This is a genomic window from Leptospira sanjuanensis (assembly GCF_022267375.1).
Lineage (GTDB): Bacteria > Spirochaetota > Leptospiria > Leptospirales > Leptospiraceae > Leptospira > Leptospira sanjuanensis.
This window is the reverse complement of sequence record NZ_JAIZBH010000001.1, coordinates 2888380-2912348: the sequence shown is the minus strand read 5'-3', so window position 1 is coordinate 2912348 and position 23969 is coordinate 2888380. Positions and strand designations below refer to the sequence as shown.

Annotated in this window: 15 protein-coding genes and 3 pseudogenes; 7 read left to right on the top strand and 11 right to left on the bottom strand. The window is 43.8% G+C overall.

Translation table 11 applies throughout. The features are described from left to right. Window positions 1–7: 7 nt before the first annotated feature. Window positions 8–439 carry a lipoprotein gene (locus tag LFX17_RS13005; protein WP_238747016.1) on the bottom strand — a complete coding sequence of 144 codons (432 nt, stop codon included), beginning with the start codon at window positions 437–439 and terminating at the stop codon, window positions 8–10. Next, window positions 436–1220, bottom strand: a pseudogene (locus tag LFX17_RS13000) (hypothetical protein). Before LFX17_RS13000 ends, LFX17_RS13005 begins: the two are co-directional and overlap by 4 nt. A 29-nt stretch (window positions 1221–1249) precedes the next feature. Between LFX17_RS13000 and LFX17_RS12995 the strand changes: the two are divergent. The 6 genes and pseudogenes from LFX17_RS12995 to LFX17_RS12970 all read left to right on the top strand — a co-directional run bounded on the left by LFX17_RS12995 (window position 1250) and on the right by LFX17_RS12970 (window position 8184). Next, window positions 1250–2836, top strand: a complete 1587-nt coding sequence (locus LFX17_RS12995; protein WP_238747014.1) for a M16 family metallopeptidase — start codon at window positions 1250–1252, stop codon at window positions 2834–2836. A 152-nt stretch (window positions 2837–2988) separates the two neighbouring features. Then, window positions 2989–4425 (top strand): annotated as a pseudogene (locus LFX17_RS12990) (M16 family metallopeptidase); the annotation flags it as partial. Further along, the gene (locus LFX17_RS12985; protein WP_238730626.1) at window positions 4425–5252 is read left to right on the top strand and encodes an MBL fold metallo-hydrolase; all 828 of its coding nucleotides are present in this window, start codon (window positions 4425–4427) and stop codon (window positions 5250–5252) included. The pseudogene LFX17_RS12990 and the gene LFX17_RS12985, both read left to right, overlap by 1 nt. Beyond that, complete coding sequence (locus LFX17_RS12980) at window positions 5249–5935, top strand: O-methyltransferase (protein WP_238747013.1); 687 nt, start codon at window positions 5249–5251, stop codon at window positions 5933–5935. Before LFX17_RS12985 ends, LFX17_RS12980 begins: the two co-directional genes overlap by 4 nt. A 78-nt stretch (window positions 5936–6013) precedes the next feature. Next, the gene (locus LFX17_RS12975) at window positions 6014–6778 is read left to right on the top strand and encodes a hypothetical protein (RefSeq protein WP_238730624.1); all 765 of its coding nucleotides are present in this window, start codon (window positions 6014–6016) and stop codon (window positions 6776–6778) included. Beyond that, on the top strand, window positions 6778–8184 hold the full coding sequence (locus LFX17_RS12970; RefSeq protein WP_238730623.1) for an N-acetylmuramoyl-L-alanine amidase: 1407 nt from the start codon (window positions 6778–6780) through the stop codon (window positions 8182–8184). Before LFX17_RS12975 ends, LFX17_RS12970 begins: the two co-directional genes overlap by 1 nt. Before the next feature lie 365 nt (window positions 8185–8549). Here the strand turns inward: LFX17_RS12970 and LFX17_RS12965 are convergent, their stop codons facing one another. The 9 genes and pseudogenes from LFX17_RS12965 to LFX17_RS12930 all read right to left on the bottom strand — a co-directional run bounded on the left by LFX17_RS12965 (window position 8550) and on the right by LFX17_RS12930 (window position 21335). Then, on the bottom strand, window positions 8550–9227 hold the full coding sequence (locus tag LFX17_RS12965; protein WP_238731600.1) for an AraC family transcriptional regulator: 678 nt from the start codon (window positions 9225–9227) through the stop codon (window positions 8550–8552). A gap of 762 nt (window positions 9228–9989) precedes the next feature. Continuing rightward, entirely contained in the window at window positions 9990–11561 is a 1572-nt protein-coding gene (locus LFX17_RS12960) for an FG-GAP repeat protein (protein ID WP_406600705.1), read from the bottom strand. A gap of 30 nt (window positions 11562–11591) precedes the next feature. Further along, window positions 11592–11876 (bottom strand): annotated as a pseudogene (locus LFX17_RS21025) (putative Ig domain-containing protein); the annotation flags it as partial. Between the two features lie 329 nt (window positions 11877–12205). Then, window positions 12206–14593, bottom strand: a complete 2388-nt coding sequence (locus LFX17_RS12955) for a right-handed parallel beta-helix repeat-containing protein (RefSeq protein WP_238747011.1) — start codon at window positions 14591–14593, stop codon at window positions 12206–12208. A 567-nt stretch (window positions 14594–15160) separates the two neighbouring features. Continuing rightward, window positions 15161–16570, bottom strand: a complete 1410-nt coding sequence (locus LFX17_RS12950) for an EAL domain-containing protein (RefSeq protein WP_238747010.1) — start codon at window positions 16568–16570, stop codon at window positions 15161–15163. Window positions 16571–16758: 188 nt separating this feature from the next. Continuing rightward, window positions 16759–17196: a hypothetical protein gene (locus LFX17_RS12945; RefSeq protein WP_238747009.1), complete on the bottom strand. Its 438-nt coding sequence runs from the start codon at window positions 17194–17196 to the stop codon at window positions 16759–16761. 322 nt (window positions 17197–17518) lie between these two features. Further along, window positions 17519–18382, bottom strand: coding sequence for a sterol desaturase family protein (locus LFX17_RS12940; RefSeq protein WP_238747008.1), 864 nt, complete (start codon window positions 18380–18382; stop codon window positions 17519–17521). A gap of 53 nt (window positions 18383–18435) precedes the next feature. Beyond that, window positions 18436–18732, bottom strand: a complete 297-nt coding sequence (locus LFX17_RS12935) for an ArsR/SmtB family transcription factor (RefSeq protein ID WP_238730618.1) — start codon at window positions 18730–18732, stop codon at window positions 18436–18438. A 44-nt stretch (window positions 18733–18776) separates the two neighbouring features. Further along, a complete protein-coding gene (locus tag LFX17_RS12930; protein WP_238747005.1) occupies window positions 18777–21335 on the bottom strand; it encodes a cation-translocating P-type ATPase in 2559 nt (852 codons plus the stop codon). A 302-nt stretch (window positions 21336–21637) separates the two neighbouring features. On the opposite strand from LFX17_RS12930, the gene LFX17_RS12925 reads away from it, so the two are divergent. Further along, complete coding sequence (locus tag LFX17_RS12925) at window positions 21638–23926, top strand: patatin-like phospholipase family protein (RefSeq protein ID WP_238730616.1); 2289 nt, start codon at window positions 21638–21640, stop codon at window positions 23924–23926. Window positions 23927–23969: the final 43 nt, after the last annotated feature.

The window sequence follows — 23969 nt, the reverse complement described above, 5'->3', positions numbered from 1 at the left end:
TCAAACTCTAACGTTTGAGCGAAGATTTCAATCCGGGAGAACTGACTTGAAACAAAAAGTAAGTTTTCCCTTGGATGGAACCGGAATGTTTTACGATCTTTCCTTTTGATTCCACGAGTTCTTTCAAGATCGTTTTGTCGGCTGGACGGAAGGTTTCTCCCTTTTCCGCGATCAACAGATTGAGGGCGCGTTTGCGCGCCAAGTCTTGCGCGACGTCCGCGTTTCCTTCCAAAGAAGATATGACGACTTGAAACGTATCCGAATTCAAAAAACCTTCGGGGGCTTTGATGAACTCGTCCGCGGGATTATCGTTCGATTCTTCCCGAACGGTCGTGGTTTCCTGTTGACCCGGAGGAACTTCGGTTTTCTTTCCGGAAGAAGTGCATTGGCTCAGGAACAATAAGGACAGGGTACATAAGAAAAGTTGAATCGACTTCATGGAGCCTCCGGAGTTTCTTCTTTGGAGATAGGTTGAATGCCCTTTCGGATAACGTTCGCATACAAATCTTTCTGAATATTTCTGTAAATGAAAGTACAATTCGCGGAGTCCGTATAATCTTCCCTAAAAAGAAACATCGAATTTAAGAACCAAGCAAAGGCCCCGCGATACGCAAGCACGTCCTGCGCGAGCTGCTTTGCCTTCTCCTTATCTTTTTTCTCCGCTTGGGGATCGGGAATCGACGAAGCCGTTCGCGTTTGGGAAGAATTCGGATCGTTCGTAGCGGACTGATTGGAACCGGCGGTGCTGGAAGAACTTCCCGAAACCGCGATTCCTCCCGGAGTCGTGGAAGCGGCGGACGTCGTGCTGGAAATCTGACTGGGAAGCGCGGGTGCGGAGCTGCTCGAAAGATCGGCGGGAATCGCTCCTCCGTAAATTCGATCGTTCTCCCGAATCTCTCTGATCAAAATGGAAACCGCGATCTCGTCCCGTTTCGTTTCCGCGATCTTTCTACACTGGGTTCGCAATTCCTTAATTCCTGCGTCCTTTGCGGGAAGGGGAACCTTGACTAAGATCTGAAAGAATTCCCTGGAAATAAAACCAGTGTCCCGCACATTCTCCAAAACTTTTTGTCTGTATTCCGGATCGGCGGGCACGCAGGAGAAAAGGAAGAATACAATCGAAATTTCTAAGATTCCAAAACGCAACCGCCGCATGAGACAAGCATTTCCGAAACCACGCCGAAAAGGAAGCAGGATTTTTCCGGGAACTTTCTGGACACCAGGTTCCGAACGGGAAAGACTGTAAGCTATGCGTTTCACGAAACCGATTCTTAAACCCCTTGTGATTTTCGGAATCTGCGTCTTACTTTCGAGCGCGTCTTTGTTTGCGGACGCTTCGATTTTTTCCGGACTCAAGAAGTCTTTGGAAGAAAAGACAAGAACCTTTCAAATGGAAAACGGACTGAGGGTCCTTATGATGAAACGGGAGGATTCTCCCACCATCGCGGTTTATACGAAATTTTTAGTAGGTTCCGCGGACGAAACTCCGGAGATCGCGGGAACCGCCCATCTCTTGGAACATATGTTGTTCAAAGGAACCAAGAACATCGGAACCACGAACTACGAAAAAGAAAAACCGTATCTGGAGCAGATCGCCGTTTGGGGAAAAAGATTGGATTCTCTTCGCATTCAAGAATTGGAATTAAAATCCAGAGGCGAAGAACCTTCGGCGGAATTTAAGAATCAAATCGAAACCCTGAAAAAAAGATTCACCGCGCTGCTGGAACTTCATCGTAAATTCGTAATCTCTAATGAAGACAATTATATCTATTCGAGAAACGGCGGAGTCGGTTTTAACGCATACACTTCGAACGACGTTACGAACTATCAGATTCTTCTTCCCGCGAACCGATTGGAAATCTGGGCCAAGCTCGAATCGGATCGTTTGAAAAATCCTATATTACGAGAATATTATACGGAACGGGAAGTCGTTCTCGAAGAAAGAAGAATGCGCGTCGAAAACAGAGGTCTCGGAATTCTCCGCGAGAAATATATGGACGCTGCGTTTCCGGCGGGTCATCCGTATCGAATGCCAGTGATCGGCTATGAAAAGAATCTAGGTTTTCTCGATCTCGAAAAAACCGAAACGTTCTTTAAAAACTATTATGATCCGCAAAGAATGGTGATCGCCGTCGTGGGCTCCTTGGATTTCGAAAAGACGGAAACGATTCTCCGCGGCTATTTCGGAGATTTGAAAAAAGGAAAACCGCAACCTCTCAAGAAAGCGGCCGAAGCGGGATTCGGTGGACCGAAATTCGTTTCGGTCGTTCATCCGAGCACACCCTCCAAAATCATCGGCTTTAACAAACCCGCGTTTCCTCATCCGGACGACGCGGTGTTCAGCATCATCGATACGCTTCTTGCGGAAGGGGAATCGGGACGGTTGTTTAAAAAACTCGTTCTCGAAGAACAGATTGCGCAGGGAGTATATTGTTGGAACGGAGATCCCGGCGATCGTTTGTCCAATCTGTTTTCGATCTACATCACCAACAATCAAAACGCCGATCAAAAGAAAGTGGAGAATCTCGTTCAAGAGGAATTGGATCGTTTAAAAACCGAACCTGTGACCGCGGAAGAACTCTTTAAAATTAAAAATCAAATCCTAGGCGGTTATCTCCGGGCCTTGGACGACAACGGAAAACTCGCCGATGTTCTTTCCCTCTATCAACTTTTATACGGGGATTGGAAGGAACTTCTCAAAGGATACGAAGAATTGGATACGGTGACTCCGGAAGACATTCAGCGTGTCGCCAAAAAATACTTCGTAGCCGAAAACAGAACGATCGCGGAATTGAATCCGCCCGTAAAGGAAACAAAATTATCCGGGAACCGATGATGCCGAACTTAGAACAGAACATGATATTTAACAGGAAAACTTCAAAAGAACGTTTCGCTTTCGGCCTTCCGTCCGAATTTGCGGCAAAGGACCGAGTTCGTTCGAACGAACGGAGCTTGGCGGTTTCGAATCCGCGTTGTACGGTTTCAAAAAAGAATTCGTATATGAGAATATTTTGTTATTCTTTTGTATTGCTTCTCGCAACCGTTCTGCCCGTCTCTTCGGCGCCGGGAGACTTCGTCAAAAACGTAAAGGTTCCGCCTCTCAGTTTCGAGTTTCCCGAAGTGCAGACCTTTTCTTCCGGAAAAGGAACCGAAGTGTATTTTTTACCGGGGGAAGAATTCCCTCTGAGAAACATTGAGATTCATATCTACGCGGGCGTTTTGTACAATCCGAATCTTCCGTCCGAAGTTCCCGAGCTGTTCGTTCAAGCTTGGAAACACGGAGGAATTCCTTCCGCTCCGGGAAGCGCGTTTCTCGAAACGCTGGAAGGTTACGGAGCCAAGATCGACACGGACGCGAACTCGGAAAAAATCGTATTCACGATTTCTTATCTTTCCCGATTCGAAAAGGAGATTCTTCCTTTCGTGAAGGAATTCCTTTCCAATCCTTTGTTAAGCGAAGAAGGTTTCACAGTCGCCAAACTCAATCTGGAAGAGGCGATCAAACGGAGAAACGATAAGATCCCCGATATCGCCTACCGTAAAACCGCGGAACTCGTTTATAAAGGAACCGTTCTCGGAAAAAGCGCGCAACTCGATTCTCTTTCCAAAATTCGATCCGGGGATTTGCGCGATTACTTTGAACAGGTTCTTTCCAAATCCAGAAGGGTTGTTTTATTCACAGGGGATCTTCAGAGAAAGGAAGCCGAACCGTTGGTCGCTTCGTTGCTGCCTCCGAGAGAAACAGTGCTTGCGGAAAAGCCGGTCGTGTTGAATACGCAATCTCTCAAAAAGAATCTGGATTCTCTTTCGTTTCAGATTCTCGGAGTGGATAAGGAAGCTACACAGAGCATCGTGATGATGGCGGGGATTCTTCCCGCGCACAAGGACCCGGATTTTTACGCGATCCAACTCGCGAACTATATCATCGGTGGAGGCGGTTTTAGTTCGTACTTTATGCAGAGGATCCGTTCGGACCGAGGACTTGCGTATTCCTCCAATAGTTCCACGTATTTTGAAAAGGATTACGGAGTCGTTTACTTTACGACGCAGACCAAAACCTCAACGACCAAGGAAGTCTACGATCTGATGCGCGAAATATTAAGCGAAGAGACGATCGACAAGATTACGGGAGACGAGCTGGAATCCGCCAAACAATCCATCGTAAACCGATTCATCTTTCAATTCGCCGATAAGATGGGAATTCTTCATAACTTTCTCCGATTTAAAGAACACGATATGCCGAACGATTATCTGAAAACCTATCGCGACAAGATCCAAGCCGTAAGTTTGAACGATCTAAAAAGAGTAGGAAAAAAATATTTCGTAAATTCTTCCGTGAAAACGGTTCTTACCGGGCCGAAGGATATTACGAAAGGATTGAATGAAACCGTTAAACACATCGCGCCGGAAGAAAGGATTCCTTAGTGTATTGTAAGTTTTATCATAAACAGTATCAGTTCGAGGGAATTTCCGAAGGAGGAATCCGAACTTCTTTGTATCTTCCTTCTCTGAGTCTGATGTTCGATATCGGCGCGCAGAATCCGAATCGAATTCATCTTGATACCCTTCTTCTTACGCATTCTCATCTGGATCATTCCGCGGGTTTGCCGTATTATATTTCGCAGAGGTCGTTGAAAAAGTTAAAACCTCCTAAGATTTTCGTTCCGGTTCCGCTCGAAGAACCGATGCGTAAGATTCTCGATCTTTATTCTCAGATCGAAGATTTTCCCTATTCGTACGAGATGAAAGGAGTAAGCGACGGGGAAAAGATAGACCTCGATCCGCATCATTTTTTTTCTCCGCATAAAACCTTTCATCGCGTTCCTTCGCAGGGTTATACGATTTATCAAAGAAGAAAAAAGCTCAAAAAGGAATTCCAATCCTTATCCAAAGAGGAATTGAACCGGGTCTTGAAGGAAAAGACGGAAGTTTCCGAACACAGCGAAGCTCCCGTCATCAGTTTTTCCGGCGACACAAAGATCGAATTCGTTCTCGAACACGAAGACGTCGCCAATTCGAGTATTCTATTTATTGAATGTACTTATATCGATAAGGAACGAAACACGGCGCAGGCGAGGGAATGGGGTCATATCCATCTCGACGAAATTCTCGGCAACCTTTCCTCGTTCAAAAACGAAAAGATCGTTTTGATACATTTTTCGAAACGTTATACCGTTCCTTATATCCGCGAAGTTTTGGACAAACGAATTCCGAAAGAGGAAAGACACCGCTTCCACGCGTTTCTGCCATGAGCAAAGGAAGTCCCCCGGGGAAATACGGAACCTCCGTTTTTTTAAACGGACTTGAGGAGCGGATCGATTCCGAACTCGTTCCGCGTCCCGTCGACATTCTTTTTCAAATGGAAGAAGACGCGGCTGAGCTCGGTGTTCCCGTGTTGACTCCCGCGTCCGGTGCGGTGTTGCGTTTTCTCGTGGAGACGGCGCAGCCCGAAGAAATTCTCGAGCTCGGAACCGGTTACGGCATTTCGCTTTTTTGGATGGCTTCGGGTTTGAAACGGATCGCGAAAATCATTTCCCTGGAACGGGAGATCGATTATATCGCGAGGGTTCGGTCTTATCTAGAAAAACATCCCTTCGGTGATCTCGACATTCATCTTTTAAAAACTCATTGTTTGCAATACATGAAGGATTCGCTCGAAGTTCCGAACGCGGATTGGTCCGGCAAGTTCGTATTTATAGATTGTGATAAGGTTTTATATCCGGAGATCTTTCGGATTCTTTCCCGATTGAAACCGACAACGGCGGTGTTCGATAACGTTCTCTGGCACGGAAGAATTTTCGATTCCGAAAGACAGGCTCCTTCGGACAAGGCAGTTCGTGAGTTTTGGGACGAAGTGAGAAATTCCGATTTCGTTTATACTCTGTTCCCGGTCGGAGACGGTCTGCTTCAGATTCGTTTTCGGGAAAACCGATAATTCGCCCCGCAAAGCAAGCTTCAAAAATAGGAGTTGCGTTTTAAAACCCTGTGCTATACTTCCGCGTAGGAGATTCGCATGTCATTAAAAAGTTTCCGAATTTCGATCGTGATTTTATTCTTAACCGCCGCTTCCGTTTCGGCTCAATCCGGAACGACCAAAGACGAAGGCAAAGGAAGCGAACTTGCAAACGCGGCTAACGATCCCAAGTATCAAGGCGATTATTTGGAAGAATTCCATTATGCAAGAACCTTGGATTCTCTCAAAGAAAAAGTAAAAAACGACATCCACGCACTCGCGACAGTTACGAAAAATTTCGGTTCCAGCGTTCAGGGTTCCAACGAGGATTTGAATTCGATCTGGAAACAATATAACGACGCTCTTCATTATTATTATAGAAGGCAATACGTCGTGGCCGGAAGAAAAATGCGCGAGACTACGGAGAGTATGGATAAACTCTACAACAAGTTCTCCGATCAATACAACAAAAGAACGGATCAGCTTTTGGGAGAATGCGCGGATACGATCGTAAGCGTCGAGCAGACTCAAAACGGACCGGCCCAATCCGTCACGGCGCGCAGCCGTGAAATTTCCGCAAATCACCACAAACTTCAGATCGCGTATTACCAGATGATCCAAGCGGATCGTATGAGAAGGGATTCGAGATATAAGGATTCTCTCATACACTTTCGGCTGGCAAAAGAATACGGGATCTCCATTTTGAGCAAACTCAAACCGGAAGAAGAAAGCAAAAACGTCCGCGAAAAATATAAGATAGACCTGAGCGACAATCGGAATATGGTGTATTCCGAAAGCTCGGATAAGGAATCGCAGAAAAAATAGTGAGGCATTTTCAAAACTTCTCTTCGTTTAACAATTTTCTTCTTTTTTACATCTTGTTCTCGGGGGCGGTCCTTCTGGCCGGTCCCGAAAAGGAAGCGCCTGAAACCGCTTCTTCCCCGCCGATTCCCGCTCAAACCTTCAAAGTGGTGATCGATCCCGGACACGGGGGAGTCGATCTCAAACCCAAAGAGGATCACGGCGATAAATACGATCCGATCGCGGATAAATATCTGGAACTCTATAAAGCCGGAGCCTCTTCCAAAGGAAGAAAGGAACGCGTAGTCGTATTAGAACTTGCTAAAGAACTCAAGGAGATTCTCGACTTAACGAAAACTCCGGAAGGGTTCGAGACGTTCAAGTCGTATATGAAGTCGTTTACGAACGACGATCTTCCTTGGATTAAAATCGATTCGGTGATGACACGTACGGGAAACGCGGAGGAACGGGAATATTCCGTCAACGAAGATCCGAATGCTCCGTATCGTCTTTTCGATTATCCAGATAAAAAAACGAAAAAGATGAAACAAGGGAGAATTTCGTTTATCAATCGGGAAAAGCCGAATCTTGTCGTGTCGCTTCATCTCAATCCGAGTTACAAGGAACATCCCGGCGGAATGGCCGCGGTTCTTTCTCCTTCGTATAGAACCTTCTATGTTTTGAAAGGAATCTCGGAAGGAAGATATTCTCCGGATAAGTTCAACGATTCTCCTTGGGCGGAGTGGATGGTCTTTAAAGAAGGTTGGTCCAAACTCGAAAACGCGGTGGCCGACGCGTGGATTTACTTTCACGGTTATTGGCCGAACAAGTCCGGTAAAAAAACCGATCTTTCCGCGTTCGAAGGGTATCGCCAAAACATGATTAGCTGGAAATACAAGGACATTCCCGGTTGGGAAGAATTGGCGAAGGCCGGCGGTAAAGGGCCGTATTCGAAAAGTCATAAGAGCTTTGTCGCGGAAGGAAAATTCTGGGAAAGGGAAAAGGCAGAGCCCGAACTCTGGAGAAGAGAGGACGGAAGAGAAGGATTCGGCGGCGATAATCATTATGCTTCCGCGGAGCTGATGCGTTTTGTCCAATACGGTTTGCGAAAACGAAAAACGGACGAAGACTTTCCCGATCCGGGTCCTATCAACAAGCCTTATTTGTCCACTTATGCGCTTCCTACGTTTATCAACGCGATTTCGGCTTATTTAGAAATCGGTTATATAGACAAGGAAAAGGATATGACCCTGATGACTAAACGGAAGAAGGACGTCGCGATTTCGCTTGCGGCGGGAATTTATTCTTTGGTTCACGGTGTCAAAATCAAACAACAGGAATATCCCTACGTTCCGGTCGGCAAGAAGATCAACTGGAAGCGTTACGAAAATTATAAAAGTGGAAACTATTTTCAGATCGTGAGCGAATAGGAATTCTATTGAATTCAATAAACATTATTCTCAATAGGTCTAAATGACTTTAGACATTTTCTATGCTCGCGCAATGCAGCACATCGCATCCGTTTGACTTTTTTTATATTACTTGGCAGTGCCGTAAAGCTCTCAGTTTTCTGAGAGTCATTTATCCTTGCAACGTGTCTTGAAAAAAAGTCTTAAGAAACATTATAACTTTCTAAATTATGAAAAAAGGAAACCCTGCTCCGCTTCTTAAAAAGAAAATTCAATTTTAGAGGATTTCTTTCCTGAAATTATAAGAGCCTGTCCCAAAACCGGGACAGGCTCTTGCAGCTGATCTTTCCGGTAAAGTAAAATTAGGTTTTGGGACAGGCTGTAAGTTACGTTGTGAGGTCGGAAATGGCACGATGTTCGTATTCTATTAAGAATTGCTCTTCAAATTGGCGAATTTCAAATGCGATGGGCCGGAAAAGCGGGCTGAATTCTATTTTCTCTCCATTGATAACGGCTTCACGATACTTGCTCGGCGAAGTATTTGTCGCATAGAGAAAAAATCTTTGGAAAGTGGACATTCCATTGAATCCAACGGCCATGCAGATCGACAAAATGGATCTTGAGGGTTCTTCAATCAACATAGACATCGCTTCCTTTAGGCGGAAGTAATTCACGAAAGTATTGAAATTAGTCCGAAGATGACGATTTATGAATGCCGATAGTTGATGCACGCTGAGACCCATTTCTTCCGACAAAGTAGGAAGTCTCAAATCTTCGTCCAAGAAAATTCGCTCATGGACGAATAGATCATACAGTTTAAACATAATTTTTTCATTGTCTAAGTTAACAAGGAGATCGATACTGGTCGCTTTTTTGAAATCGAAAGATTTCGGTAATGACTCGAATTCCTTTTTCGGAGGAGTGATTATAAGTAAATTGCTGAAAAGAAAAATCGGCAGAACAATGTAGATAATGCCTCCGACAAGAGTAATCGCGTTAGAATACGGATACGGAATGATCGGTTTGAGTTTTTCGAAAGCTATTAAAGTTATAAGAAAATACATCAAATTTAAAGCTTTTCGGGCATAATGATTCTTTAAATAAACTTGAATGTATAAGCAGTATAAGATTAGAAAGGCGATCGAAAAACCGTTTAAAGACGAAAAAAGATTCGGAAATATTTTTGGTTCGGTGTAATACCATAAATATACGAATGCCGCACTTAACGCTAAAGAAATAGAGCCGATTAAAGCAAGTTCCTGATTGAAATCCGATCGCGTCTTTTTTCTTCTTTTGGATTCGGAATATTCGAACGATTCTTTGCAAACAGTGTAAATCAAAATCGTTCCCGAAACCGTAGAAAATGAATAAAGAAAGTTTAATATGGCAGAAAGCATTTCGTTGGAAAACATCGACTGACTCGAAAAAATAATCAGGTTTAATCCGATGAATATTACTATCAAAGCTTGTTTCTTTTGGAACGGCTTTTGTTTCTTGAAATAATAAATTGAACCTAACGTAATATATTGAATCGCACTTGCATAATAAATATCGCAGGGCATGGAAACCTCTCAAACAAAAAAGTAAATCTGGATTCTTTTGAATCCTGTTATGAAATATTTCGAGTAAATCGAAAATATGGATCGTAAAACTCTACCCGCTTCCGATCTCGGATTGGATCTATCGATAAATATTTCTGAATTTATCGAGTATCCTGTCGCAATGTGATCCTCTTCGATCGAACCGAAGTAGAGGGTCTTTAGTTTATAGTAATTTCTTAGATAATTAACATACGTGTTCCCTTTTTCAAATCATGATTCATCATTTTAACGCGCAAACACATAGGCTGCGCCGCTTCCGCTGGCCCCTTCGTTATCGGTGGCGCCAGTCGGTATATTGGCTGCACCGTTGCAAATAATCGCATTGGCCGAATCCTCTCCCAATGCTCCGACCGCTATAAGTTCACCTGAGATACCGATGGATTCGCCGAAACGGTCGTTTCCTTCCGTGTTCTTGCCTTTTACGTAGGACTGCCAGACCCAAACGTTCGCATCCCAGCGAAAAACATAGACTGCGCCCGCGTTCACTGCTGAATCGTTGTCGTTTGCCGGAGTAAAAGCGGGTTGCGGATTGTGAAGACTGATCGCCCCTCCACCCCGTTCCATTATTGCGGAGATCGCTATAAAGCCGTTATCGATTGCAACTTTGTATCCGAATTGATCGCCGCTTTCCGCATTGGGGGCTTTTAAATAGGCTTCAAAGGCCCAAGTCGCTCCTGTACGGCGATAAACATAGGCCGCTCCCGAATTGCTTGCCGAGTCGTTGTCTCCTGCTGGAGTTAAATTTGGTCCCAGAGAATTCGAAATGGAAGTCTGATTGCTATCTTCGTTACAAGCTCCTACAACGAGCGTGTCGCCATCGATTGCGATACTAGATCCAAAACTATCCCCGGCTTCCGCATTGGGAGCTTTCAAGTAGGATTCGAAAGACCAAAGAGTTCCCGTGCGCCGAAAAATATAAACGGCTCCCGAGCCATTGGCTGAGTCGTTATCCCCGGCAGGAGTCAAGTTTGGACCGAGAATATTCGAAATGGATGTTTGATTGCTGTCCTCACTAGCGGAAGCAACAGCGATTGTATCTCCGTCGATGGCTACGGCGCTTCCAAAGAAATCATTCCCTTCCGCATTGGGGGCTTTTAAATAGGCTTCGAAAGCCCAAGTCGCTCCCGTACGGCGAAAAACATAGGCGGCTCCCGAATTGCCTGCTGAGTCGTCGTCTCCCGCGGGAGTTAAATTTGGTCCCAGAGAATTCGAAATGGAAGTCTGATTACTATCTTCGGCATTTGCTCCGATTACGACTGTATCTCCATCCACCGCAATACTCTTGGCGAATAGGTCATTGACTTCTATATTGGGGGGCTTCAAATACGCTTCGAAAGCCCAAGTGCTACCTGTGCGGCGAAAAACATAGGCGGCTCCTGCGTTGCCTATGGAGTCGTCGTCTCCCGCGGGAGTTAAATTTGGTCCTAGAGAATTCGAAATGGAAGTCTGATTACTAGTTTCAAAGAATGATCCGACCACGATTGTGTCCCTATCGATTGCAACGACTTCGCCGAATTGATCGTTAACTTCCGCATTGGGAGCCTTCAAATAGGCTTCAAAGGCCCAGGTCGCTCCCGTACGGCGAAAAACATAGGCGGCCCCGGAGAAAGTTGCCGCATCGTTGTCTCCCGCAGGAGTTAAATTTGGTCCGAGCGAGTTGGAAATTGAAGTTTGATTACTATCTTCGATAGGAGCTCCTACAACAAGCGTGTCCCCGTCGATTGCGATCCATTTTCCGAATTGATCGGAAACTTCTGCATTTGGAGCTTTGATATAAGATTCAATTTCGGCGTTCAATGCGTCGGCCGAAAGATTTAATGAAACCGAAAACGATTTGGATGAATTCGATGCGGTTACTTGATACGACGTTACCGGCAATGGAGAGGCTGGGCTTCCGGTAATCGTACCGGTCGCCGGATTTATAACTAATCCTGCCGGTAAGGGCGGAGTTATCGAAAAATTCGACAAATCACCTTGGATGTCAGGACAAATCGGAACGACCGGAACATTCTTTATAAGACGATACGATGAAGTCGGATAACTAAACGAAAGTTGCGGAGATCCGACGTCGTTAAGCGACTCTCCCGAAGTTCGCGGAACTCCCAAAATCATCAATGCGGGATCGTTATCTTTTTCATTCGGAAGACATTCGCTAAAAACGATCCCGAATAATAAAAGATGTATAAGAAATAAAAACCCGGATGGCGAACAAAAGCGTAAGAGGAAATATTTTCGATGTTTACGCGAGATCGTTGCAATTTCCTCGTGTTGAAGACTCGAACGATTTGCCATCCTAAAATTTGATTTTGTTTCTTTTAATCGGTCCTTCATGCAACACCCTTCTTTTTATTTAATATACGATTTATATTGCTTAAAATATTGTTGCTCAGGCAATAAAATTTAAAATTCAATCTTTTTTCTCAAATCGGAATGTGTTTCTTTTAAGGTACGCATGTGCCGTCGTATTCGTAAGCTCCAATGGAATAACCGAATGATCCGGATGGAACCGGAGCGGGCAGGGCATTTGTAGATCTAGTTAACGCTCGAATGTCGCGTAAGTAGACTTGGGAAAGCGGAAGAGGATAACCTGGATCGACCCCGCCGTAAACCGAATTGCATCTTGAATTTGAATTCAAAAACATAACATCCAGATTGCCCGTTGGAATCGTGAAAATGGGATCATGATTAAAATTCAAAGCGGTTAAATTAGTTATCGGGGTCATGCAAAAGATCGAATCTCTTAAACTTGACGGCTCCGGACCGCAAAAGCGGAAGTTGCCGGCCGAAGTTGAAACGGGTATATTGCAGCCGAAAAGATTATTCCCGCGGATGTCGGATAGTGTATTTACACTATTTGTGGCATAATTTAGGCAAATCTGATTGCTCGCCGCCGAATTGGAAATGACCTGATTGTTGACGACATTTATATTTAGAAAGCCAGAGGATTGCTGTTGAATGCCGTAAGAGCGAGTAACTCCGTTTCCTCCATAGATAGTATTGTGCAAAATGTAAAAATTGGGCGAGTTGATAGACAGAGCTTGAATTCCGATTGAAGTTGTAGCGGAAACGGCCGGTGTTCCGTTCAAATGAAATGCGTTGATGATATTATTCGCGATCACCAAAGACTGAGTGGTATTGTTCACTGTATTGTTAATTAGAATTCCTATGGAAGAATCTAAGGCGTCGTTGATATTTATATGCGAACCCCCGCTAATCCGGTTGTTTTGTATGAGTCCTTGCGTTCCATTTAATATTCGCATGCCGACCGACATAGAATTACCGCTACCCCCCAAAACATAATTTCCGGTAGCGCGAAAAGAAGGAGATACATTTGAAGCGTAGATGCCCGACCTAACAATCATGAGTGCATAGGGCGCCGTTGAATTCGTACCTAAAATGATATTATTATCGATCGTGATCGAATTCGGTCCCGTAGCCACATTGTTTAGATTTATTCCGGTCGAAACTCTGTTATTCGAATTGGTGATGATCGTAAATCCTTGGACAAGCACGTCGGAATTGAGAGTCATGGCGCTACCTGAAATCGGTGTGCAGGATGTCGCATCATTAGAACCGCATCCGCCAACTCCTATATCGTCCCGAATTATCGTTTGAAATGTTGTAGTATTTCGAGATTGAAAATCGGTACTAAATCCGCCTAGGAGTTGTAACCTATCGATCAAAAGAATCCTGTCGGGAACGGTTGCTATCGAATAAGTTCCCTGAGAAACCAGGACGAAACAAGAGGATAGAACGTTGCACTGCGAAACGGCGTATTGTATATTAGCGCAAGCGGTTGCAACGGAATTACAAGCGCCCGCGACGGCGCCTCCTGCGCTTACGTATTTTATCTGATTCGTAACCGCGTAACTATTCGATCGCGGAAGGTTGAAAACGCGGTTTGTTCCGGCTTCCGTACAACCGGCAAGTTGTATACACCGCCTGAGGCCTGCGTTCCAGTTAACATTTGGTCGAACGGTAAGTCTATTACCGCTATAGTCCGCTGCGACTATAGGTAGGGCCGAAGCGCTTAAATCCGCCGAACAAGTTCCGGGTGGGGCTACGAAAGAACAGCTCATGGGTGTAAGCGGTTTCGAAAAAGTGATAATCAGGTTATCGGTCGGTCCTATTGCAGTTTGGTCGATAGGGAAAGAATGGATTTGACTTAAGCAGTTTACATTTAACGTAACCGGCGCACCGTTGATTGTTCCGATTGAAGCTGGAAGCGGTTCTAGGATGCAATCATGCATATTTGGTCTCGATAAGATCGTTGCGGAATATGAGCCCAAATCCGGAACCTGCGCCGAAAATTCATATGTCCCGTCGGAGGAAATATTCAGTGTGTCGACCGGCCCATTTCGAACCGAAAGAATTCCTGTTGAGCCGGTAGCAATTCCAAATACGTTAAGATTTAACGGAAAAAATTTCGTTCCACAATTTATCTCGACGGTATTGTTATTGGGACTAAGAATTCCGGCAGGATTGGTAATTACGCAAGTTTGGCTTGGTGTTGTAACGGGTTGGGAGAGAATTGAAATTGAAAATTCGGAATATTTCGTTTTCATTTTTGGAAATTCGAAGTCCCCGTTCTTGCTAATGGTTAAGCTTTCCGAATCTTGATTTGAGATCGTAAAATTCGCACCGCTTGCAAGACCTTTTACTTGAACTCTAAGTTTGATTGGAGTTAAAGCGTTTGTCAGGAAGTTAGAGAAAACCATAGTATCTATAAAAAGATTTCCATCGGGTTTTCTGATACAATCGGAAACTGTAAGTAAACTTAGAGTTAAAAGCAAAATGCCGGAACGTTTATGCTTATTAGACTTATACATTGTTATTATGTTCAGCTATCTTTGGAATATAAACTTGATGACTTCAGCTTAGTTTAATTTTAAGAATTTGGATTCACTCTTTATAGATTAGGATGCCTTAAATTATCGAGCAAAGGGGAAATTGGTTTCCTAAGAGTAAGGGCGCAGCCTGACAATCCTTCTAAATCGTCTAAAAGTGCATACCAGAATCCTCGGTTTGATTTCCTAGGAAAAGATAAAGGAATTCATGCGTTGGAGGTATTCATCCGATGGTTTATTGATTGTAAGATTCGTAAAGCGCGCTCAAAGTATGAGTTTCGGTCTTTCCGAAATTCAAAACCGGTGAGTCTTTGGAAATACAAAAGTCGCGCATGCTTGGACGTTCAAAAGTTTGCACCCACTCTTCTGAAAGCTGAAGTAATCAAAATAATTGAATTGCAGAAAACGGCAGCGACGCCCGAAGTTCTCGCTCACAAATGCCAAAGCGATCATCGAACGAATTACAGATTCTAAAAACACTTTCGAACGAAATTGATTTAGAATAACGATTTTCACTACACAGATTTTCTTTCTGATTTTTGGGAATCTTCATAAAGAAATCTGAAAGTTGATTCCAAAGATCTGCGACAAACCTTCTATATTTAGAGGTGCATAATAATGATAACCTTGAAGAAAGTCTGCTCCTGCTTCGGAAGCTATTTTTTCACACTCTTCGTTTTCGACACCTTCGATAACGACTCTCTTACGCATGGTGCGCATCATTTCGACGATGGAACCGAGCAGTCTTTTTTTGGAGGGACATCGTAAGGCTCCGCTCAAAAGATTCTTATCGATTTTGATGATGTCGGATTGAATTTGATCCAATCTCGAAAAATTTGAATGTCCTTTCCCAAAATCATCGATTGCAATCTTAAACCCGTGAAAATGAAGATTTTCAGCTTGTTCGCAAAATCTGCGAAATTCTCCGCCGTTCATGTTTACTGAGGTTTCCGTAATTTCGATTAAGATCTGATCCGGTTTGATTCCGTATTGGTCAACGGTCTCCAGGAATACTTCGCTGATGTCTTTGTGAATCAATTGAATTGGAGAAAGATTGACCGTCAGTTTACAATTTTCTTGAATGACTGCAAATTTGAAAAGATTCGAAAATTCTCTGACTGCGTTCCTGATTACCCATTCGCCTAATTTTAGAATTAGGAGGGATTGCTCGGCCAATGGAACAAAAAAATCAGGACTAATATTTCCTTTGATCGGATGATTCCATCTTGTTAACGTTTCTAAATATTCGATTTTTTTGGTTCTTGCATCCAATATAGGTTGGTAATTTAAGGAAAATTCTTTCTTGAAGTTTGCAATTTTCAAAGCGAAAATCACCTGAATTTCTTTTTCGAGTCCGTTCACGATATAGTGACTGTGGGGATATTTGCTGGCATTCATTAAAGAGTCCGCTAATTTATTCCGGATTTCGATAAAGGGTTCGTTCTTTTCCCGTATCGAACATGATCCAATCGAAATTTTAAAGAAAAAGTCATTTTCCTTATAACGAATTGGATGGTTCATCATGGAAAGTAGCTGAGAAGGTAGAAGGCTTAAATCGGATTCTTCAACATCCATAGGTAGAAGGAGTAGGATTCTACTTTTGGAAAATTGAAACATTTGCATTTCCGCTTTCGTTAGAAAATGTATCGATTCTAAAATGAACCTGAGTGCTTCGTAATAGAGTTCTTTATCTTGTTTTTCGGGTAACTGATGATCACTGAATTGAACTTCAATCAAATAAGCAGCGATAAGCGAGCTTTCCAAATGGCTCTGCAATTCTTTTATGCAATCGTCTATTTCTTTATTTGATAAGGCATCGCGACTTGGATCCGTTAGGGAATGACAGATTATGCGAGGGCAATTGCATTGAATTTTCTGATTAAAGGGTGTTTTGTTTATCTCTAATACTACTGTCTCTTGTTCCACGCTTTCAATAGCTCCCCATTTAAACTTCTGCAATTCTGAATATTTCGAATACGCATCCGTTCAAGAAATCTTTTGTTGAGGTTTATGATACAGTAAGTTTTCTTATAAATGGCTGAATTTTATAATTTAAGGCCAACAATATTATTATGAAAGCTTCTTTTTACAATAAGGTATGACGTACGCTTTCTATCCGATTGCGCAGGTATGGACGAACCTATTCTTCAATAGATCTTGCCTTTGGTATTGAGCATGCTCGTGCAGGCTTGATACCCGATGCTGAACGCAAAGTTTACATCCGAAGTGGTTTCGCATGGACTTAATATGATTTCGCTAACGCACGATTCAAGGTTATCCTTTGAAACATAGCTATACTCGTTCTTACAGCTTCGAAGATTTTTACTGTTATCCGTATCAAATGGCGGCTTATAACCATAACAAATATTATCACTGACTGTCATGAATACTCGCGCTAATATACCTTTTTGGCTCACTTCGCCGCAAATAGCCGCTTTGAGCGCCGCGGTCGCGAATATTTTTTCTTCGGCCTCCTGACGTGATACTTTAGAAGGGTCGTTTCGGTCTTTCGCCGAATAAAAAGGATCTAAAATACAATTGGAATAAAACCAAACCGATAGGATCAAAGTTAAAATAATTTTCATTGAATCTCTCCCTAAGAGGCACTCGTAATTTTAGACTTTTGTGATTCTAATCCGATTTTCGCCTTATGTCCAGCGTATTTCACTTCAGGCAAAGCGTGTTCTGTTTCTTGTTTCGCATTTTTTGACTTCGAAAAATAATACGAAACAATTTTTCGATAAGAGCTGGAACTTAACAATAAAGATTCAATTATCCGCCAACTTAGAGAATGAAGAGAATCTTAGTTCTACGTTTAGTCTGCAAAAAGCATAACCCAACTTGTTCCATCGAAATTCCCGGTTCGAAATAAACGGGTTTTCGACGGAACGGAACTGGATGTTTAATCTAAGAACACTTGCAGATGGGAAACAAGATTTGTTTTACGATCGATCGTGATGGATATTTATTCGGTTCGAACAGCCCGACTAAATTCGCGTTCATTTCATTTTGAGGAAGATAATACGAACCGAAAAGAATATCCCAAAAGACGAACGCACCCGAACTATAGTTGTTATTTCCTTCGGCGGGAACTTTAGAATGGTGCCATCTGTGAAGCTCATTCATGTTGAAGATTCGATTTAAAATTCCTAAACGGAAATCTATGTTCATGTGGTTATAGATCGACACGAAATTATTCAGCATTCCCACGATCAAAACCGCGTCGGGATGTAAGCCCAATAACAGAGCCGGAAGCAAAGCCCCTCCTATATTTAAGATCGTATTGATGGGGTGCGATCGAAACGCATTCATCCAATACAACCTTTTCGGAGAATGGTGGATCGAGTGAACTCTCCAGAGAAAACCGTCTCTTGCATGAGAGAATCGATGAATCCAATACGGAATTAAACCCGAAAAAAACATTCCAATCAGAATTTGAAACCACAGGGACGAGTCCCCTAAACGTGCCGCCGATCCGCCGAACGCTGACATAGATAGATGAACGATTCCCGCAACTGCCGTACCCGCTAAAGGTGCCACGATCGGTTGGATTACGAAGAAGAATAAATCGGATTTCGAATCGGCATCCGATTCGTTCCAAGTCTTTTCAAAAGGGATGAATCTTTCGAGCATCATTCCGATCAAAACAGAAAGGGAAAGAGTTGTGTAAGCGATCCATAGATTTCCCGAATTTCGAATGAGAATTACCGAAAACGAAAGAAAAAGGATCGGGAATCCGACGTATCGAATGCCTTGTTTCAAGATTTTCATATTTGTATACTCCTAAATATCTAGATTTAACGATATATAAAACAGAAAAAAAATCAGCAACAACCTCGAAGATAAGAAGTTAATTTGGAAATATGTTCCAAGATCCGTTCGCGGTCGGGTTTATAATAGACTTCTTTACCGGATTTTCTGCGAATTAAGATCCCGCCTTTTTTTAACTGATTTAAATGGGTAGAAATCGTGGATTGTCCCAATCCGGAAAGTTCGACCAATTCTCCGACTGTCTTTTCTTTGCCATCCGCAAAAGAAAGAAGAAGATTGAGGCGCGTTTCGCTTGCTAAAGCCGCGAGAAATTCCCGGATACGAGGGTCTATTCCCTGATTCTTCCTCATATTTATATATCTGAAATTAACGATATGTATTTGTCAAGAGCAAATCAACGATTTTTGGTTCCGATCGGCTTATTTCGAGAAATCATCTTCTTAAATTCCCATACGAAACTTGCGGCTAATCCGACCGCGATCGCGCAAAGCGCATCCCCGAACGGAATCACTTCGAAACCGAATAGTTTTCTAAGTGATTCGAACTGAAAGATGATCGTAAATAGGAGAATCGTGAGCGATATGATCCAATAGGCGACGGAATTGTTCCGAAACGGAATTTTATAAAAAGGGAGTTCTTCCGAAAGATGGATCAGAATCATTCCCAAATTCGAGGAGACTAAACCGATAAAGCCAAGCGTACGGATCTTTTCGTAAGTCCAATGTTCGTGTTTCCCCCAAAAAGTAAATAGAGCGAGTACGGCAAAAATCAACCCTCCTCGGAAGATGCTGAGCGATACGCCGTGAAAGCTGATTAGGTTTTCCTTTCTTTTGCGCGGAGGCGAATCGAAGATATGGCTTTCCGCTTCCACCCCTTCGAACACGAGAGTACATGCAGGATCTATAATTAATTCCAATAATAAGACATGAGCGGGAAAAAAATAAATCGGATCTCCCGTAAACACGGGAAGGATGGACATTCCGATGATCGGGATATGAACCGAAAAAATGTAAGAGACGCTCTTACGAATATTCTCGTAAATCCTTCTTCCCAATAGGATGGCTTTTACAATCGATGAAAAATTATCGTCCAAGAGGACGAGATCCGAAGCTTCCCGGGCAACGTCGGTCCCTCTCTTTCCCATGGAGATTCCTATATTTGCCGCTTGCAAGGCGAGCGTGTCATTCACGCCGTCTCCCGTCATCGCAACGATCTCCCCTTTGTTCTGAAAACAACGAACGAGTCTTAGTTTCTGATGCGGGAGAATTCTACAGAAAATCCGAACGTCGCTTAAACGCGCAGTCAATTCGGCGTCGTTTAACGATTCCAGGTCATCTCCGCTGAGAACTTCATCGGAACGATCAAAGCCGATTTGATCCGCAATCGACTTGGCGGTTCCCGCGTGATCTCCCGTAATCATAACGATCTTAATCCCTGCGCGTTTACATTCGGAAACTGAATTAGGAACGGATTCTCGAATAGGGTCTTCCAAAAGTACAAAACCTAAAAACTCGAAATTCAGATCGTGTTGATCTTCGGGAAGTTTTCTTTTTGATACGCTCGATTTCGCAACTCCCAACATCCTAAATCCTTTCGAAGAATATCTTTCGACGACTTCTTCCAATTCGCGGATTCGTTCTTGGGACAGATGACAAAGATCGAAAATCGCTTCGGGCGCTCCCTTCGCTCCCACGGAAAGAGTTTCGACGCTTTCATCGGACAACCAAGCGTAACTTAGAGCCATCAGTTTCGAGGATAACGGATATTCTTTTTTGAGCTCCCAGTCGAAATGAATGTGTTCCGTACCCGAAAGAAACTCGATTCCCAATTCTTGAATCGCCTTCTCCATCGGATCATAGGGATCTTTTTTGGAAGCGAGGAGCGCGAATTCCAAAAGATGATGAAACGATTCCGGGATTTCAGTAAGTTTAGAATCGCATTCCAAATGTTCGCCGTCGCAGTATAATCCTCGCACTTTCATTTTGTTTTCGGTAAGCGTTCCGGTTTTGTCGACGCATAACACGGTCGCGGCGCCTAATGTCTCGATCGCGCTCAATTCTTTCGTCAATACTCCGATTTTCGAAATTCTCCACGCGCCTAAGGAAAAGAATACACTCAATACGACGGGAATTTCCTCCGGTAAAACGGCCATGGAAAAGGTTAATCCCGCAAGAACCGCCTCCAACCAACGCCCATCTCTATAACCGAATCCTAATATTAGAAAAATACATAATACTCCGGCAAATAACGTGAATACGATCGTAAATCGTTTCGTTTCAGCTTGAAGCGGGCTTTCCGATTGGGTGATTTGCCGAAATTCCGTTCCGATCTTTCCGATTTCCGTGCTATCACCCGTTGCGGTCACCCGGAGGACGCCCTCCCCGGAAAGAACCGTGCTTCCCGCAAAAACTTTGTTCTTTCGATTTCTCAAGGACCTTGAAGCGCTCTCGTCGGCTTCTTTCGGAATTCCGTCCGATTCTCCCGTGAGAAGGGATTCGTCCACGTTTAGATTTAACGAGAATAACAGAGATCCATCCGCCGGGATTCGATCCCCTTCTTGAAGTATGATGATATCTTCGGGGACTACTTCTCGGGACGGTATGACGTCGATTTTTCCGTCTCGAATCACCCTTGCACGCAGAGGTGAAAGCTCCTTTAAGGAGGCTAACGCTTTTTCGGATTTGTTCTTTTGATAGATCGTAATCGAAATCACGGCGATTACGGCGACGGATAGCATTGCCGCTTCGTCCAAGCTACCTAAAAGCCCGTAAACGCTTCCGCATAAGATCAGCAGAATCAGCATCGGCTCCGATATTACCGAGAGAATGTCCTTGAAAAAGGAACGTTTGTGCGTGCTGAGTTCGTTCGGGCCGAATCGTTTTAGTTTTTGTTCGGCTTCCTCGGAGGTTTGCCCTTTGGAAATATATTCCTTGTCAGAGTTTATAATCGTCAAGAATCACTTCCTCTCGAATCGAAATCGCTTATCGTAAAGCGTATTATAGTTATAGAATATACCTTCGCTCGAATTCGATTCCCTCTCCTTTATGAAGTCGATTTTCTCCGAGGTCAACCGGTAAAGTTTAAAAGACCAAATTGCCGATCGGAAAGCGACGTCGATTTTGGGATCGGTTTCGAGTGCCGTTCGAACGGGAACGATTTTTATCAATGAAAAAAGATTCGATTTCGACTCGACAACGCGGATATAGTAATTGCCGGAACGCTGGGAATAGCCAAAAATGAACGACTAACTAGAATATGAATCCTCCAGGTTCCGATCGAAAACTTCTCAAACAACTGCGCGGGTTCCGTTCCAAAACATCTTCCGCGTTTCCCGGATGGAACGGCGCCGCCGAAGAGGAGTTCGTCGCGAGCCGACTCAAGTTCGCGGAATGGAATCCGAATTCCTCCGTTCCAAAAACGGAACCCGGTTCGCTTTGTCTTGTTCTTTCGGGAAAACTCGAAGAAACGCTTTTAAACGGAGAAGAAAAGGATCTGATTCTCCGAGAATTGTTTCCGGGAGATTATTTTCTGCATCGACCGGATAAAATCCTTCATTCCGGAACATCAGAGATTCTTTATATACCGCTCCGTGATCTAACCAAAATCGTTTCCAAAATTCGTTCTTGGAGAAAATGGATCGCGGATCTCAATCGAGAGAATCATCTCTTTCACGTTTCCAAGCTCAGACCCTCCAAAAAAGAGCTGATGGCTTTCCTTTCCTCGGTCGAACTTTTGTTTCATCTCGATAAGTCCACTCTTTCCAAACTCGAATCGAGAATGGAATGGCTCGTGATTCCGGGCGGAGAAATTCTTCTCAAACAAGGAGACGTCGGCGACTCGATGTACATTCTTGTTTCCGGCCGATTGTCTTGGACGGTCCGTTCCAAAAGCAAAGAAATTCTCGCCGAAGGCGAATTAGGAAAAGGTGATATTATCGGAGAGATGTCGCTGTTGAGCGGGGACAAACGTTCCGCGACGGTCGTCGCGCTCCGAACCAGCCAAGTCGTTCGGATTTCAAGGGAGGATTTTCGGAAGAGTTTCGCTCATTCTCCCGAAGCTCTTTTTCAAATCACAGGAACGATCGCGCATCGACTCGGAACCGAAAGAAACCAAGGCTATCGCCGTGCGAATTCGGTTCGAACCGTTTCCATTTTTCCGCTGAACGCCTCGGTGATTCCCGAACGGTTTTATGCGTCCCTTCAGAACGGCCTGAAGACGTTCGGAAAAACGATATTAGTGGATTCGAATGCGTTTCGAAAGGAGTTCGGAGCCAAAGTTCCCGCCCGAGGCCGCAACGGATCGAAAACCTATCGTATCGGCGACTTGGTGGATTGGTTTTATCGTCTGGAAAAATATTATGATAAGCTTATATTTAGGACGGACTCGCGGAATCCGGGTTGGCGGGAAACTTGTTTTCGTCAGTCGGATCGTATCTTAATTCTGATCGATCCGAACTCTCCTCTTGAATTGGAATACGAAACGGCGAATTCCATGTTGCCCGGAGAAATTCAAAAAGAACTCGTTTTTTTGATCGATTCCGGCTTTACGAATTGGAAAAAAATCGAAGCGATCCTAACGGATTTTCCGTCGATCTCGCATTCGATCATTCGAAGAGACGTGGACGCGGACTTCGGAAGACTTTCCCGCAGATTGACCGGTAAAAGCATCGGTGTCGCATTATCGGGAGGAGGGGCCAAAGGTTTTTCGCATCTCGGTTTGTTGAAGTGTTTTGAAGAGAACGATATACCGGTCGATATGATTTCAGGAACGAGCGCGGGCGCGATCATGGGAGGCTTGTTCGCGATGGGACTCAGTTCGTCCGATATTCTTCCGTTAATCCGAAACTTTTGGTTGGATCGGAACATACTCGGAGACTTTACGTTTCCCTTCGTTTCTCTCGTACGTGGAAAACGATATTCGAATGCGATTCACGAATTCTTTAAGGATAGAAACATCGAAACGCTTTTGATTCCTTTTTATGCGGTCGCTTGCAATCTTACGAAAGCGGAACGAAAGGTTTTCGACAGAGGTTTGTTGTGGAAGGCGGTTCGATCCAGCACGTCGATCCCCGGAATCTTTCCTCCCTTTTCGGAAAGCGGAGAATTGTATGTGGACGGAGGTTTGCTTGATAATCTTCCCGGTTCGATCTTAAAAGAAAGAGGGGCGGGAATTTTGATTTCCGTGGATTTGGGGAGAGGGGGACAAGCGGATAAGGATTTAATGTATCATAACTTGCTCGGCCCTCAGTATTTGGGAGAAGCTCCCTCTTTTTTGAATTTATTGTTTCATCATTTAAAAAGACAAAGTTTAAAAACGAAGTATACGGGTTTTGCGGAAATCATGATGCGTTCGTTGATGCTTTCGAGTAAGAATACGTTGAACAGAACCCGCGAAAACTCGGACTTATACATAGAACTTCCGGTGGGCGGTTATTCGACGTTCGACTGGGATCAGTTTCAAAAACTGTACGAAATCGGATACGAGGCCGGAAGAAAGAAAGTTCACATCTGGAAAAACGAAATTAAGAAAAAACTAAATTCGTAAATTCTCATTTTTTAATTGAAATCCTTTTTGCGTTGAAGTTAGA

Coding starts and splice junctions, on each gene's coding strand:
- LFX17_RS13005 (WP_238747016.1), bottom strand. CDS start 439: ATGAAGTCGATTCAACTTTTCTTATGTACCCTGTCCTTATTGTTCCTG.
- LFX17_RS12995 (WP_238747014.1), top strand. CDS start 1,250: ATGCGTTTCACGAAACCGATTCTTAAACCCCTTGTGATTTTCGGAATC.
- LFX17_RS12980 (WP_238747013.1), top strand. CDS start 5,249: ATGAGCAAAGGAAGTCCCCCGGGGAAATACGGAACCTCCGTTTTTTTA.
- LFX17_RS12975 (WP_238730624.1), top strand. CDS start 6,014: ATGTCATTAAAAAGTTTCCGAATTTCGATCGTGATTTTATTCTTAACC.
- LFX17_RS12965 (WP_238731600.1), bottom strand. CDS start 9,227: ATGTATTTTCTTATAACTTTAATAGCTTTCGAAAAACTCAAACCGATC.
- LFX17_RS12955 (WP_238747011.1), bottom strand. CDS start 14,593: ATGTATAAGTCTAATAAGCATAAACGTTCCGGCATTTTGCTTTTAACT.
- LFX17_RS12945 (WP_238747009.1), bottom strand. CDS start 17,196: ATGAAAATTATTTTAACTTTGATCCTATCGGTTTGGTTTTATTCCAAT.
- LFX17_RS12940 (WP_238747008.1), bottom strand. CDS start 18,382: ATGAAAATCTTGAAACAAGGCATTCGATACGTCGGATTCCCGATCCTT.
- LFX17_RS12935 (WP_238730618.1), bottom strand. CDS start 18,732: ATGAGGAAGAATCAGGGAATAGACCCTCGTATCCGGGAATTTCTCGCG.
- LFX17_RS12925 (WP_238730616.1), top strand. CDS start 21,638: ATGAATCCTCCAGGTTCCGATCGAAAACTTCTCAAACAACTGCGCGGG.